Raw genomic sequence first — 13,541 nt, 5'->3', positions numbered from 1 at the left:
AGGTGACGACGGTGCGCTATTCCCCGCGATCAGGATGAAGACCCGCCGCTTGCTTGAGCCGCTGTGATTTCAGCTCATTGGCATTCAGATAACTGCTGACAAACCGCATGCCCGCTTCACGGCCCAATTCATAATCATGCATCAAATCCTCGACACTGCTGAGCAGCGAACTGGATTTGAGCGGCGAACTGGGCGCAATTTGCACGATAAACGTGTCATCGGGCGGCGTTCGTAAAAAGTCACACGTCAGCGAATAGGTTTGATAGTGAACCATCAACATATCGGCGAGGCCCGAATCAAATTTGTCGCCAATGAGATGACTTAACCGATAAATATCATCGGCGCCAAACAGCCAGCGACCGCCATTAAGTGTGCCAAGATGTTTGTGTTCCATTTTCGCCAACTTCGATTTTTCAATCTGTTGCGAGAAAAAGCTGTTCCAATCTTCTTTCCACTGCACCAGCTTGTTTTGCCACTGGTGCTGAATGGTGTTAAACGAATCTCGAAACCACTGCACCGGCTCATGGTCGGTTTCTAACGGCACGGGCGCTCCCGGATCTTCATCCAGGCTTTCGGTACGAATGACCGCGATAAAGCGCGCTTCTCGGCGCCACGCTTCCTGCACGGGAATCGAAGCGGAAACTCCACCATCGATGTACGGCTGATGCGCTAACTCCACTTCCCGCGGGTACAACCGTGGGATCGCGCAAGTCGCGATCAGCACATCGCGCCATTGCGGGCCAAGAATCGGAAAATAGAAATCGCTCAGTGTGCGTGTCGAGGTGACCGCGGCAAACGCTTTTCGTTGTCCCAGCACCTGACGCCCCATGTCTAAGTCGAGACGATAAGGAAAGTCACAAATCCTATCCAGCGCCCAATCGAGGTTTAAATACTGCTTACGCCGAATGTAACTGAATAGGTGAAAGAATTGCGGGTCGGTGGTGAGGTCGACAATAAACGACTTGCCCAGCTCGGGCTGACGGCACAGAAATGCACTGAGATTGAGCGCGCCGGCTGACGTGCCAAAAAATTCTTCAAATGGGTCAAAGTTGGACAGCATAAATGCGTCCAACACCCCAGCAGTAAAAATCCCTCGTTGCCCGCCCCCTTGAGCGACCAACGCATTTTTTCCGCCAATAAATTTGGAGAGTCGAGCTAAGTCGACTCGAGTGTCCAATTCAGAGACAGTTCCACTATTCATCATAAGCAGAACCCTTATTGCTTAACTTGTGATGGCGATAATTCCAAAGCCAATCAAAACTGCAAACACGGTCACTACGACACAAAGTGCAAATTTGAAATCGCGTTCCATACAACACCTCCTTCGTGATAACGAATTAATAACAGGGGTGCGAGACATGTTCAAGAATTGCTGGTTTTTCGTGCACGATTATGAAGTTACTATCACAATTACTCAACAGGTCGAGAAAAATTTCGAGGTTTGCCATGCGTTATCGGTATTTTATGCTTATCACGGCACTGGCCATCACGCCCACTCAGGCCGCAGTGTATCTGACGCCTTTTGTTGGCTACACCGCAGGCGGCAAGGTGGAAGACAGCCAACGTCAAAGCCACGCCATTCAAGGTTCGGAAAGCTACGCCTTGGCGTTAGAAGTGCCTTATGAAACCGGCCGTTTGGGGCTGTTTTATGCCACCCAGCGCAGTGACATCGACACGCTCAGCGACACCATCACCATGCACTACCTCCACTTTCAAAGCAGCATCTACTATCCTGCCGATGACAAACTCTCCAGCTACCTTGGGCTCGGTCTTGGCGCCTCATATGCCGATGCAGATTGGGTCGACGACAAATACGGGTTTTCCGCCAGCATCTTTGCCGGGCTCGACTATCGTTTGTCACCGAACATCGCACTCAACACTCAGTTTCGTTGGTTAGGGACGGTGGTCGATAACGACACCAGTACGGTGTGCACGTTCGGCGATTCAGACCGTTGTGTGATTCGCTTCCAATCAGACTGGATGAATCAGTTCTCCGCCAACCTCGGTCTGACGATCCATTTTTAACATCCATTTTGCGACCAAGGTTAAAAAATGGAGAGATTCACTGGCGAGTGTATATTTTTCAGTCATACGCACTTTCATTAAATACAGTTATATCAATTGCAATCAGAGTTCATACCAGTCGAATCATTTATTGATTTCTGTTTATAACAAACATATAACTAATTAAAGCGCAAAAAAACAACAAAGAGGCCAACAACGCAGAACAAAATCATGTTTACAATCTATTGCCTTGTGCGAAAGATCTCTGTAGTCTCAAAACCAATGCGTAGCTGATTATTTCAGATTTCGCAAACACACATCGTAAAACTAAGAACAATATTCTGAGTTTTCTGCCAGCTAATAATATTTAAAACTAACTTTTTTGCTGATTCATGGATGATAGAGCAAACTTTTAACACTCAGACCACATTCTGATTGGTTATTAACTATCATGATGAAATAAGCAGCACAAGCTGCAGAAAAGCTTCATACCTCAGGGAGTTGTAAAGGAGTAATCTATGAAGCGAGAACAATGGGGATCCCGTGCCGGGTTTATCTTGGCAGCTGTCGGATCGGCAATCGGTTTGGGTAACATCTGGCGTTTCCCATACATGGCCTACGAAAACGGCGGCGGTGCCTTTTTCATTCCTTATCTGTTTGCCATGATCACTGCGGGTATTCCGTTCATGATCCTAGAATTCTCTATGGGTCAAAAACACCGCGGTTCGGCCCCGAAAACCCTAGCACGCATCAATGCAAAATTTGAGTGGCTTGGTTGGTTCCAAGTGGGAATTGCCGCCATCATCGCCGTGTACTACGTGGCGGTTATCGGTTGGGCGATTTCATACTTTGGCCTGTCATTTAGCCAAGGCTGGGGAACGGACACCAACGCCTTCTTCTTCAGTAACTACCTCAACCTTGGTGACAACTCACCGACGAATCTAGGTAGTATCCAATGGAAAATTGCCATTGCGATGGCGATTGCATGGGCCATCACTTATGCCGCTATCGTTGGCGGTGTGAAGTCCGGTATTGAACGTGCATCGAAAATCATGATGCCCGTGCTGTTCGTGATGGTGATTTTGCTCATCGCTCGCATGATCTTCCTTCCAGGTGCTTTGGATGGTGTGAACTACATGTTCGAACCCGACTTCAGCAAAATCTGGGATGTGAAAGTATGGGCAGCAGCTTACGGTCAGATCTTCTTTACCCTGAGTATCGGCTTTGCCATCATGCTGGCTTACTCAAGCTACTTGCCTGAGAAATCAGACATCACCAACAACGCGTTTATGACGGTACTGATCAACTGCGGCTTCTCGATTCTGGCCGGTATCATGATCTTCTCCGTGCTGGGCTACATGGCTCAAGAGCAAGGCAAACCGCTGACGGAAGTTGTTTCCGCAGGTGTCGGCTTGGCTTTCGTCACTTTGCCAGCAGCCATCAACTTGCTGCCAGCGCCATACATCCTTGGCCCACTGTTCTTCCTTGCTCTTGTGGTTGCTGGTTTGAGCTCGCACATTTCGATTCTGGAAGCGGTTACGTCAGCCATCATCGATAAACTGGGCTGGAGCCGTAAGAAAGCAGCTAACGTGGTGATTGGTGTCGGTTTCATCGTCTCCATGGCGTTTGCGACCAACGGCGGCCTGTTGCTGCTTGATTTGGTGGACCACTTTGCAAACAACGTGGGCATCATGGCCAGCTGTCTGGTTGAGTTGGTGCTGATGACTTGGTTGGTGAAAATCTCTGATGCACGTAAATACGTGAACTCGATTTCTGATTTCAGTGTGGGTGTTTGGTTTGATATCTGTCTGCGCTTTATCTCACCGGTCATTCTGGCGATCATTGTCGCAACCAAGTTAAGAACGCTACTGACTGAAGGCTACGGCGGTTATGACCTAACACTGGGTTGGGTGATGATTGCAGCGCTACTGGTTGTCGGTGTTGCCGTTAACCTTACCAACCGCAAGGAGAGCTACTAATGACTACAAGTGCCATCATCATGATGATCATCGGTTTAGGCATTACCTGGGGTGGCGCAGCCATCTGCATTAAAAAAGCCATGGATAAACAGCAATAAACGCTGACCATTTAGACACAAAAAAGCCGGCATCACGCCGGCTTTTTTATCCTCGCTTTAGAAGCGGTAGGTGATGCCTAAGGCCGCACCCAATTGCAATTCAGGGCCAGAGTGCAGGTTGAGTTCTGGGTGAACCTGACCGTATAGGTTGAAGTTCTGGTTGATTTGCCAATCCAAACCCAGCGGCACACGAACCCCGAAATCATCATCCCATTCAGCCCAGCCGCCAGCACCCACATACCAATCAAAAGGTATATCCGGATTGTTAAAGCTACCGCGCTGAATAATGTAATCAAACGCGGCACCGTCATTCCCCAGAATAAAACGATATTGGTTGTTCACTTCGAGCACGGCGCTCAACTGTTGGTCCACTGCTAGACCGACTTTCAGATTGTTATCTTGCTGCGCAAACGCCGTCAGAGGCAAACCCAAAAGCAGTGCCGTCATCCCTAATTTGTTCATACATTCATGTCCTGTATTGATTCTGATGTCGATGCAAACTTTAGCCGGAGGATGGGCGGGGTATGTCAACCGCGAGTAAAGGGAAAATAAAGCTATTGTAGAGATATCACGCGTCGTCGAGCACATCGCACATTGTGTGAGCCGATGACTCGGCCTACACACTCTGGCATCAAATGTCGAGCCACCGACAGCGAGTCGAGCGTTTTTGTGCGCCTTCCTTTTTGGTAAACAGAACGCTGTCCACGAAAAAGGAGGCCGCAGCCCCCTTTCACTTTCAACCATCGAGTTCGTTAACCGTGGTTACGAATCCACTCGTCCATTTCGGTTTTGAGGTTATCGGACTTGGTGCCGAAGATCGCTTGCACCCCACCCGAGACCACCACCACGCCCGCTGCGCCGAGTTTTTTCAGTTTGTCCTGATCCACGTGTGCGGTATCTGCGACCGACACACGCAAACGCGTAATACACGCATCAAGGTTGGTAATGTTGGCTTTACCACCAAATGCCGCGACCAATTCACCAGCGAGTTCAGTGCCTTCGGTTGCCGACTCATCAACGCTTTCATCTTCACGACCTGGCGTTTTCAGATCCAATGCACGAATCACGAAAGTAAACACCACGTAGTACAACACCGCGTAACCAATGCCTAGACCCACCAGCAGCAGCATGTTCTCTGCGCGGGGTGACTGCACGACAAAGTCGATAAATCCGTTCGAGAAGGTATGACCGTGAACCACACCCAGTGAGTTTGTCAGCACATACGCCAAACCAGCAAGCACCGCATGAATTGCATACAACACCGGCGCAATGAACAGGAATGAGAACTCGATGGGCTCGGTAATGCCCGTCAGGAATGACGTGAGCGCCGCAGACGCCATGATCCCCATCACTTTGGCGCGGTTCTCTGGTTTGGCACAATGCGCAATCGCAAATGCCGCCGCAGGCAAACCAAACATTTTAAACAAGTAGCCTCCTGCTAACTGACCGAACCCATTGCCTGCTGCGCGAGAGGCGTCGTCAGCCGTCAAGAAACACGTCATGATCCCGTGAACCGTTTCACCAGAGCCGTTCACACACGTCCCAGCTTCGTAGAAGAATGGCACGTTCCAGATGTGATGCAGACCAAATGGGATGAGTGAACGTTCAACCACACCATAAATACCGAATGCCAATACAGGATTCTGGTGCGCAGCCCAATCCGAAAACGTTGCGATAGCAGAACCGATTGGTGGCCAAATAAAGGAGAGAACAACCCCCAAAATGATGGCCAGAAAACCCGTAATGATCGGCACCGCGCGTTTGCCCGCGAAAAAGCCAAGGTATTCTGGCAATTGAATTTTATAGAAACGGTTGAATGCCCATGCTGCCACACCACCGGCTAAGATGCCCCCCAGCACCCCGGTATCGATCTTCTCAACACCCATCGCCATGGCCATCACTTTTAAGGTCGCAACCATGATGCCGTAGCCAACAATCGCAGACAGGCCAGAAACACCATCGTTATTGGTAAACCCTAATGCCACGCCAACCGCGAACAGCAATGCCATCTGTCCAAAGACCGAGCCACCGGCTTGTTCCATCAAATTTGACACAATGTCAGGCAACCAGCTGAAATTCGCCGCACCCACTCCAAGCAAAATACCTGCAACAGGGAGCACCGATACTGGAAGCATCAGCGCCTTACCCACTTTTTGCAGGTTAGCAAAAGCGTTCTTAAACATGTTTATGCTCCTGATTAACTTATTAGAATTCCTGGGTTCTAACGGCATACCCCCGTAGCCTAAATGTTAGCACCCATTACAAATGTCACCACAAGTGGATTATATTTTTCACTTCTAATTAAATATTGATACCACGCAAACTTTGATAACTATGCTAGACATTTGTTACAGAAATCGTAGTTCGATGACTTTGTTAAATTATTTCCAGTCACATTATCGGCCAATACCCTTCACGGGTGATGCCCAATACAAGAAACTCAAACGCCACAAAAAGAAAAAGCCCGCACGATGTGCGGGCTTTGTGATAGCAAATTGTTTAAGCGTTTTTTCGTGCTCGGGTTTCATGCAACGGCTCAACATCGTACATGTAGAGCTGAATGGCCGAATAGGCCGCATACAAACCTAACGTGGCACAAAACAAAACAATCTTCTCTTTTTCGCGAGCCAAGTAGGTCGACAAATCCTTGGGCGTGATCCACTGACCGCTGTCAACGCGCAGCAAATACTTCCCTACCGACTTACCTATCAAGTTAAAACAGATAGCGCCGAAGCCAAGATATATGCCGATAAAGACCAACAGCATCAGTATCACGAGCATCAGCAGCACAGGCAGAGCCATCGTATCGTTTAACGATAGCCCGCCAGTTTTGTGACTGAAAAGCCCGGAAACGATCGCCAGCAGAACCGTCACCACCACTTGCGTGAACATCTTTGCCACCATGACATCGATGATAAAGGCGCCGGTTCTTCTGAATTTGTCACCAATACTCATTACTTACCAAGCAGAGAGTTGATTTGCGCTTTGTAACCTGCAGCTTCTGCGCCGTAGATTGCTTGAATACCAGTGTCGCCAACTTTAACCAGGCCACGAGCACCCAGTTGTTGTGTCCAGTAATCGTTGTCTTTCACTTGAGAGCCATCTTTCACTGTGATGCGCAGACGTGTGATACATGCATCTACATCAACGATGTTGTCTTTGCCACCCAGAGCTTCGATCATGTCTTTTGCTTTCTGGTTGTCGCCAGCTGCACCACCTTTCGCTGCTTGGTAATCTTTTTTCGATACCACAGCAACTGCGCTACCTTTGCGACCTGGTGTTTTCACATCAAACTTGATGATGAACCAACGGAAGACAAAGAAGTAGATGAACGCGTAAGCAATACCAAGTAGTGGGATGAAGTACCAGTTGTTTTCCGCACCAGTAACACCAGGAAGAATACCGAACAAGGTAAAGTCGATGAAACCGCCACTGAAAGTCATACCCACTTTTACGTTCAGCATATCCATCAACATGAATGACAGACCTGCTAGAGGAACGTGAATTGCGTAGTACAGCGCTGGAGCCAAGAACAGGAATGTGAATTCAATTGGTTCAGTAATACCGGTCAGGAATGCAGTCAGTGCGATAGAGAACAACAGACCGCCTGCCGCTTTCTTGTTTTCATCATCCGCAAGTGTGTACATTGCGTATGCCGCTGCTGGCAAACCAAACATCATGAATGGGAATTTACCTGTCATGAAGTTTGTTGAAGTAAATTGTGAGAAGTCACCTGTTGCAAGCGATGCAAAGAAGATGTTCTGAGTACCTTTAACCAACTCGCCAGCGATTTCAGCAGTACCGCCGATTTCTGTCTGCCATAGTGGTAGGTAGAATACGTGGTGCAGACCAACAGGGATCAGAGAACGTTCGATGATACCGAAGATCAGAGACGCAATGTAACCGTGACCAGACGCTGTCATTTCACCAAGAGCCGCGCCGATTGCACCGAATGCAGCACCGAAGAAAGGCCAGATGAAAGTCAGAACGATACCGTAGAACAGCGCAGCAAATGCACTGATGATCGGAACGAAACGTGCGCCGCCGAAGAAACCTAGGTAATCAGGCAGTTTTGCATCGTGGTATTTGTTGTGAAGCACAACAGTCACTGCACCTGCAATCAGACCACCAAACACACCCATACTTAGTGTGTTCGAGATACCCAACATGTCCGCAACAACCCCTGGGTATTCGCTACCCATCAGAATCACGGTGTTGGTATCTAGGTTGATCATGTTGGCTACAACCAGCGTCTTCGCAATCGCAACGTTCATAACCAGGTAAGAGATCAGCGCTGCCAGTGCCGCAGCACCTTTCTCAGCGCGCGCAAAACCAACCGCGATCGCCAGAGCGAACATCACAGGAAGGTTAGCGAATACGATACCACCTGCGGCGGTCATCACTTGAAGGAAGCTGTTTAGTACAGTTCCGTCTTGAAGCACACCGATGTTGTATGCCTCGATCATTGTAGGGTTGGTAAAACTCCCCCCGATACCCAGCATGATACCCGCAGCAGGCAGCAGTGCGATGGGTAACATAATGGATTGTGAAAGTTTACTAAAGAAAGCTTTCATACATTTATGCTCCTGATAAAGTTATTAGAATGATTGAACCCTGACGGCACACCCCCGTAGCCATCGTGTCAGCGTTCAATGAAAATGTAACACGGTATGTATTATATTTTTCGGCTCTAAATATATCTTGATGCCCCTCAAGCTTTCTAGTTTGGAATGAAATTTAGTTTCAAAGTAATAGACAGATCACAGTCCCCTGCCCGCTCTGAAATCCTTTACATTCAACCTATCTGTTTGTTTTTATTGATATAAAAATTACTAACAATTAATTTTGCTGAGTGAATAAAATCGGTTGCATTGTTATTTTTCGTAACAAAATTACAATGTCGTGTTTTTTGTCCACATTTTCAACAAAATTCGTAAACAAGGCCAAAATAAAACCTCATTACCGATCAACACACAGATTGGGACTAAAATTGCGCTATTTTGGGTCACAATTTACTTTTTACCGCAAAAAAAGATCGTGATAGTTTTGGGTGGTTTTTTCAGCAACCTCGGTCAATGAAAGTCCTTTCAGCTGCGCGATAAAGGCAGCCACTTCTACCACATAAGCCGGTTGGTTCTGTTTTCCACGATGTGGCACCGGTGCCAAGTAAGGAGAATCGGTTTCGATCAACAAGCGTTCAAGTGGCAACTGCTTCACCACTTCTTTTAGCTCTGTTGCCTGACGGAAGGTCACGATCCCAGAGATCGAGATATAGAAGCCGAGATCCATCGCTGCTTGTGCAAACGGTAAGTCTTCCGTAAAGCAGTGAATGACCCCGCCACAGCGTTCAGCGCCACCGTTGCGTAACATGTCTAAGGTGTCTTGACGCGCATTGCGAGTGTGAATGATCAGTGGTTTATTCAATGCCACCGCGGTTTCGATCTGTTGGTTGAAGCGCAGTTTTTGCAGATCTGCGGTTTCCGGTTGGTAATGGTAGTCCAACCCAGTTTCGCCTATCGCGACGACTTGAGGATGCTTGGCATACTCATGGAAACGATCGAGTTCAAAATCACTCTCCACGTCCAACGGATGAACACCACACGACGCCTTCACGTTGTCAAACGGCGCGATCATCGCCAGCATGTCGGGGAATGAATCCAACGTCACGCCAACCGACAACAGCTGTTTGACGTTGGCTTGACGTGCTTTTTCAATCACATCTTCGATGCCAGTGTGCAATTCCTGATAATCAAGCTTATCTAGGTGGCAGTGGGAATCTACAAACATGCTTCCTCATTAAATTTCAGTAACCAATCGGTGATCATCAGCTCGCTGTTTAAGCCGCTGAAGACGCGCAGTTGTTCAGACAGTTTAGCCAATGCTTCGGTCTGCTGCTGCAAAAGCGCATAACCACAAACCTTGGCGACTGCCGGACCGCCTGGCGTCATGTAGTTCTGCGCCAATCCAAAATGCACCTTCTGCGCATCCGTCAGCACATACCACAACCAATTCAAGCGGCTTTGCGGTTCATTCGCCGCTAATTTCGCACATTCGAGCAACGCAAGAATGTCGCCTTGAATGGCTTGAAGAAACACCGCTTCCAGCGCCTGATACTGCTTCATACCATCAGACGTGATGAATTCTCGAGTCAGTAGCGGCGCATTACCATGAATGTGTGCCGCAAACGGGGGAACCGCTTGCTGCAACTCGTCCGCCAACCATTCAGCAACCAACGTTGCGGCCGGTTCTGCAATGGTAATTTGCTGACAGCGGCTCACAATGGTGGGCAATAAGTGATTGATACGCGACGTTAAGAGCACGAACACGCATTTCTCGGCAGGCTCTTCCAAGGTTTTCAGCAAGGCATTCGCCGCGGACTCGTTCATCGCTTCCGCCGGTTCAATCACTATCAAGCGATACCCAGACAGCTGAGAAGACTCCTGCGCCAAGCGATTGCATTGGCGAATTTGATCCACACTGATGTTGCGCCCCTCTTTTTCTGGGCGAATCACATGGTAATCCGGATGACTGCCTGACTGCATTAAGTCGCAGCCATGGCAGAAGCCGCAGGGCTCACTGCGGTGCGTTTGACACATCAGTGCACGCGCAAACTGGTCTGCCATTTGAGAGGTGCCTAGCCCAGCCGGTGCCGAAATCAACGTCGCCGACGCAAAGCGTTGTTCATCAAGTTGCTGCTTCCAGCTCTGCCAAGCCTCGGCAAGCCAAGGATAAAGTTGTGGCATGATCATTCCTTACGCGCGATTCAGCCAGCTTTCCAGCGCCTGTTTGATGTCGTGAGTCACCTGTTCAATGCTCTGTTCAGCGTTGATGGTGACCACCGATTCATCCCCCGCCGCCAGCTCCAGGTAACGCTCACGCGTGCGTTCAAAGAAACTGATGTCCATCTTTTCGATGCGATCCAGCTCGCCGCGGCCACGCGCGCGTTCTAAGCCGACTTTTGGGTCGATGTCTAGATAGAGTGTGAAATCGGGCTTAAATGCGCCGAGTGTGGTTTGCTTGAGGCTCTGCATGGTCTCGCGGGCAATCTGACGCCCCCCGCCTTGATACGCCTGCGACGACATATCATGGCGATCGCCCACCACCCAATGCCTTTGTTGCAGCGCCGGCTTAATCACGTTTTCAACCAGTTGAACCCGCGCCGCATACATCAACAGCAGCTCGGTCATGTCTTGCAATACTTCGCCTTCGTGCTCTTCTTTCACCAAGGCACGCATTTTTTCTGCCAACACCGTACCACCCGGCTCACGCGTGCGTGTGATGTCTTGGATGCCATGCGCATGCAGTGTTTCCACAACCGCTTGAATAGCTGTACTTTTACCTGCCCCTTCAAGGCCTTCTACGACGATATATTTTGAATTCATTACTGTTGTCTAAGCTGTTTTAAGTAGGCGCGTACCGCGCGGTTATGATCGGTTAGATTTTTTGAGAACACATGCCCGCCGTTGCCGCTGGCAACGAAATAGAGGTATGCGCTCTGCTCAGGGTTTAACGCGGCGCGAATTGACGCCTCCCCCGGCATTGCAATCGGTGTGGGCGGTAGCCCATTGATCACGTAAGTGTTGTACGGGGTCGGAGCGCGCAGATCTTTCTTACGAATATTGCCATCGTAGGTGTCGCCCATGCCGTAAATGACGGTCGGATCAGTTTGCAAACGCATGCGCTTATTCAGACGATTGACAAACACAGACGCAATCCGTTCACGCTCCGATTCCACAGCCGTCTCTTTCTCGATGATCGAGGCGAGGATCAGTGCGTCATAAGGGGTTTTCAACGGTAGATTGTCCTGGCGTGTTGCCCAAGCGCTATCCAAAATCACTTGGAGCTTGCGATGCGCGCGTTTGAGAATATCCAGATCGCTGGCGCCTTTGGTGAAATGGTACGTTTCAGCCAAAAACAGCCCTTCCAGTTTCTGCGGTTCAATGCCTAGTTGTTGGGCAATCTCCGCTTCAGAACGATCGGTTAATTGATGATTGAGGTGCTCGTTGCGCTGCAAAATGGCCAACCATTCACTAAAGCGACTGCCTTCGACAAAGGTAATCGCAAATTGATGCTCTTTCCCTGCCACCAGCACTTGTAACGCTTGTACCAGCGTCATCTTCGGCATCAACTGATACGTTCCCGCTTTAATTTGCGTCAGTTCTGGATGGAAACGGCGCACCAATTTCTCCGCAAATTGTGCATCAATCCAGCCCTGTTTGGTCATCAAGGCTAATGCACCATTGAGACTGGTACCGGAGGGCACCGTCACGAGTTGTTCGCTTTCAATCTTGACTGGCTGTGAGAGGTAAACGTCCACTTGCTTCGTGACGTAGAAATACCCCACCGCCGCCAGCGCGAGTAAGGTAAAGACCAATGAAACGAGTTTTTTAATCACGAATTAAAGCTCTCCTGAAATCGTCGTGTGTAAAAACCGATGGAATAGTGCTGCCCGGCAAGTTCAGTGACCGGTGCGACTTCCACAATCGCATTTGAAATAAAGACTTCGTCGGCTTGCTCGAGATGCTCAGGTGCAAAGCGCCCCACCACTACCTCAAGACCCAACGTTGGTGCCAGTTCCAGAATCAGTCGCCGCGCAATGCCAGCCACCCCAGCAGACGCCAACGTCGGAGTATACAAGGTTTTGTCTTTCACCCAGAACAGGTTTGCCATGGTGGTTTCCACCACGTGGCCTTGAATATCTAGACAAACCCCATCCGCAAACCCGGCGCGGTCCATCTCGCCTTTAAGTAAAACCTGTTCCAGACGATTATTGTGTTTATGTCCCGCCAGTAAAGGATTGATCCCCATTCGAAGGTGACACACCCCTAACTGAAGACCATGCTGTTGCCATTGGGTGTAGTGGGCAGGAAACGCAAAGTGACTTATCGTCACATTGGGTTGCGTCACTTGTGTGGGGCTGTAACCACGCCCCCCTTCACCCCGGCTGATGTGCAGCTTGAGACCCGCCTTCGCCTCATCCAGCGTGGTTTGGTCTAACCAGCGACGAATCTGAGACCAGTCTGGCAGCGGAATCGCCAACAGCTTCAGGCACGCATCCATCCGTTCCATGTGGTACGGCCAATGCTGAATCTCCCCCTGCTTCGTCAGGATGGTGGTAAAGCAACCATCACCATATTGGAAAGAGCGGTCTGCGATTGCGACCGTGTCACGGGGTTCACCGTTGTGCCAGAACATTTTTCTTCTCCCTGAAAAAAGAAACGGCTTAATGCTAAGCATCAAGCCGTTTCAACTCAAGTAAAGTTCAATGAAAGTGCGGTGATTATACGCGCTTGAAGATCAGTGAACCGTTTGTGCCACCAAAGCCAAACGAGTTACACATCGCGTATTCCATGCCTTCCACTTTACGTGCTGTGTGCGGAACCAAATCCACGCCCAACCCTTCTTCTGGATTATCCAGGTTGATGGTTGGCGGAACGATTTGGTCAACCAGAGACATCAC

Annotated in this window: 14 protein-coding genes and 1 pseudogene; 3 read left to right on the top strand and 12 right to left on the bottom strand. The window is 49.4% G+C overall.

The features are described 5' to 3' along the window. Positions 1 to 16: 16 nt before the first annotated feature. Together VFA_RS04135 and cydH are read right to left on the bottom strand one after the other, a co-directional pair. Positions 17 to 1,204 (bottom strand): patatin-like phospholipase family protein, encoded by a 1,188-nt coding sequence (locus VFA_RS04135; protein WP_038150907.1) that lies wholly within the window; start codon positions 1,202 to 1,204, stop codon positions 17 to 19. Between the two features lie 18 nt (positions 1,205 to 1,222). Further along, positions 1,223 to 1,312: a cytochrome bd-I oxidase subunit CydH gene (cydH, locus tag VFA_RS23755; protein WP_038150903.1), complete on the bottom strand. Its 90-nt coding sequence runs from the start codon at positions 1,310 to 1,312 to the stop codon at positions 1,223 to 1,225. Between the two features lie 152 nt (positions 1,313 to 1,464). Here cydH and VFA_RS04125 point away from each other — a divergent pair, with 152 nt between their 5' ends. The 3 genes from VFA_RS04125 to VFA_RS23640 all read left to right on the top strand — a co-directional run bounded on the left by VFA_RS04125 (position 1,465) and on the right by VFA_RS23640 (position 4,081). Then, complete coding sequence (locus VFA_RS04125) at positions 1,465 to 2,025, top strand: outer membrane protein (RefSeq protein WP_004725031.1); 561 nt, start codon at positions 1,465 to 1,467, stop codon at positions 2,023 to 2,025. Between the two features lie 497 nt (positions 2,026 to 2,522). Then, positions 2,523 to 3,983 carry a sodium-dependent transporter gene (locus VFA_RS04120; RefSeq protein ID WP_004725026.1) on the top strand — a complete coding sequence of 487 codons (1,461 nt, stop codon included), beginning with the start codon at positions 2,523 to 2,525 and terminating at the stop codon, positions 3,981 to 3,983. Then, positions 3,983 to 4,081: a MetS family NSS transporter small subunit gene (locus VFA_RS23640; protein WP_086027259.1), complete on the top strand. Its 99-nt coding sequence runs from the start codon at positions 3,983 to 3,985 to the stop codon at positions 4,079 to 4,081. Before VFA_RS04120 ends, VFA_RS23640 begins: the two co-directional genes overlap by 1 nt. 57 nt (positions 4,082 to 4,138) lie before the next feature. Here VFA_RS23640 and VFA_RS04115 read toward each other — a convergent pair whose 3' ends face one another. The 10 genes and pseudogenes from VFA_RS04115 to VFA_RS04070 form a co-directional block, all read right to left on the bottom strand. Beyond that, on the bottom strand, positions 4,139 to 4,543 hold the full coding sequence (locus VFA_RS04115) for a hypothetical protein (protein WP_004725024.1): 405 nt from the start codon (positions 4,541 to 4,543) through the stop codon (positions 4,139 to 4,141). A gap of 290 nt (positions 4,544 to 4,833) precedes the next feature. Further along, on the bottom strand, positions 4,834 to 6,264 hold the full coding sequence (gene ptsG / locus VFA_RS04110) for a PTS glucose transporter subunit IIBC (protein ID WP_004725022.1): 1,431 nt from the start codon (positions 6,262 to 6,264) through the stop codon (positions 4,834 to 4,836). Positions 6,265 to 6,580: 316 nt separating this feature from the next. Further along, entirely contained in the window at positions 6,581 to 7,036 is a 456-nt protein-coding gene (locus tag VFA_RS04105) for a hypothetical protein (protein ID WP_004725021.1), read from the bottom strand. Then, positions 7,036 to 8,655: a PTS transporter subunit EIIC gene (locus tag VFA_RS04100; protein WP_004725020.1), complete on the bottom strand. Its 1,620-nt coding sequence runs from the start codon at positions 8,653 to 8,655 to the stop codon at positions 7,036 to 7,038. The genes VFA_RS04105 and VFA_RS04100 overlap by 1 nt, the downstream gene beginning before the upstream one ends. 445 nt (positions 8,656 to 9,100) lie before the next feature. Continuing rightward, positions 9,101 to 9,868 (bottom strand): TatD family hydrolase, encoded by a 768-nt coding sequence (locus VFA_RS04095; protein ID WP_004725019.1) that lies wholly within the window; start codon positions 9,866 to 9,868, stop codon positions 9,101 to 9,103. Further along, complete coding sequence (gene holB, locus VFA_RS04090; RefSeq protein WP_004725018.1) at positions 9,859 to 10,824, bottom strand: DNA polymerase III subunit delta'; 966 nt, start codon at positions 10,822 to 10,824, stop codon at positions 9,859 to 9,861. The genes VFA_RS04095 and holB overlap by 10 nt, the downstream gene beginning before the upstream one ends. Positions 10,825 to 10,833: 9 nt before the next feature. Further along, the gene (gene tmk / locus VFA_RS04085) at positions 10,834 to 11,463 is read right to left on the bottom strand and encodes a dTMP kinase (RefSeq protein ID WP_004725016.1); all 630 of its coding nucleotides are present in this window, start codon (positions 11,461 to 11,463) and stop codon (positions 10,834 to 10,836) included. After that, positions 11,463 to 12,476, bottom strand: coding sequence for an endolytic transglycosylase MltG (gene mltG, locus VFA_RS04080; RefSeq protein ID WP_004725014.1), 1,014 nt, complete (start codon positions 12,474 to 12,476; stop codon positions 11,463 to 11,465). Before mltG ends, tmk begins: the two co-directional genes overlap by 1 nt. After that, on the bottom strand, positions 12,473 to 13,276 hold the full coding sequence (gene pabC, locus VFA_RS04075) for an aminodeoxychorismate lyase (RefSeq protein WP_004725012.1): 804 nt from the start codon (positions 13,274 to 13,276) through the stop codon (positions 12,473 to 12,475). The genes mltG and pabC overlap by 4 nt, the downstream gene beginning before the upstream one ends. Before the next feature lie 85 nt (positions 13,277 to 13,361). Then, positions 13,362 to 13,541: pseudogene (locus VFA_RS04070) on the bottom strand (beta-ketoacyl-ACP synthase II); the annotation flags it as partial.

The sequence above is a fragment of the Vibrio furnissii CIP 102972 genome (assembly GCF_000176175.1).
Taxonomy (GTDB): domain Bacteria; phylum Pseudomonadota; class Gammaproteobacteria; order Enterobacterales; family Vibrionaceae; genus Vibrio; species Vibrio furnissii.
The sequence above is the reverse complement of the archived record's forward strand: the minus strand, read 5'-3'. Positions and strand labels throughout refer to the sequence as shown.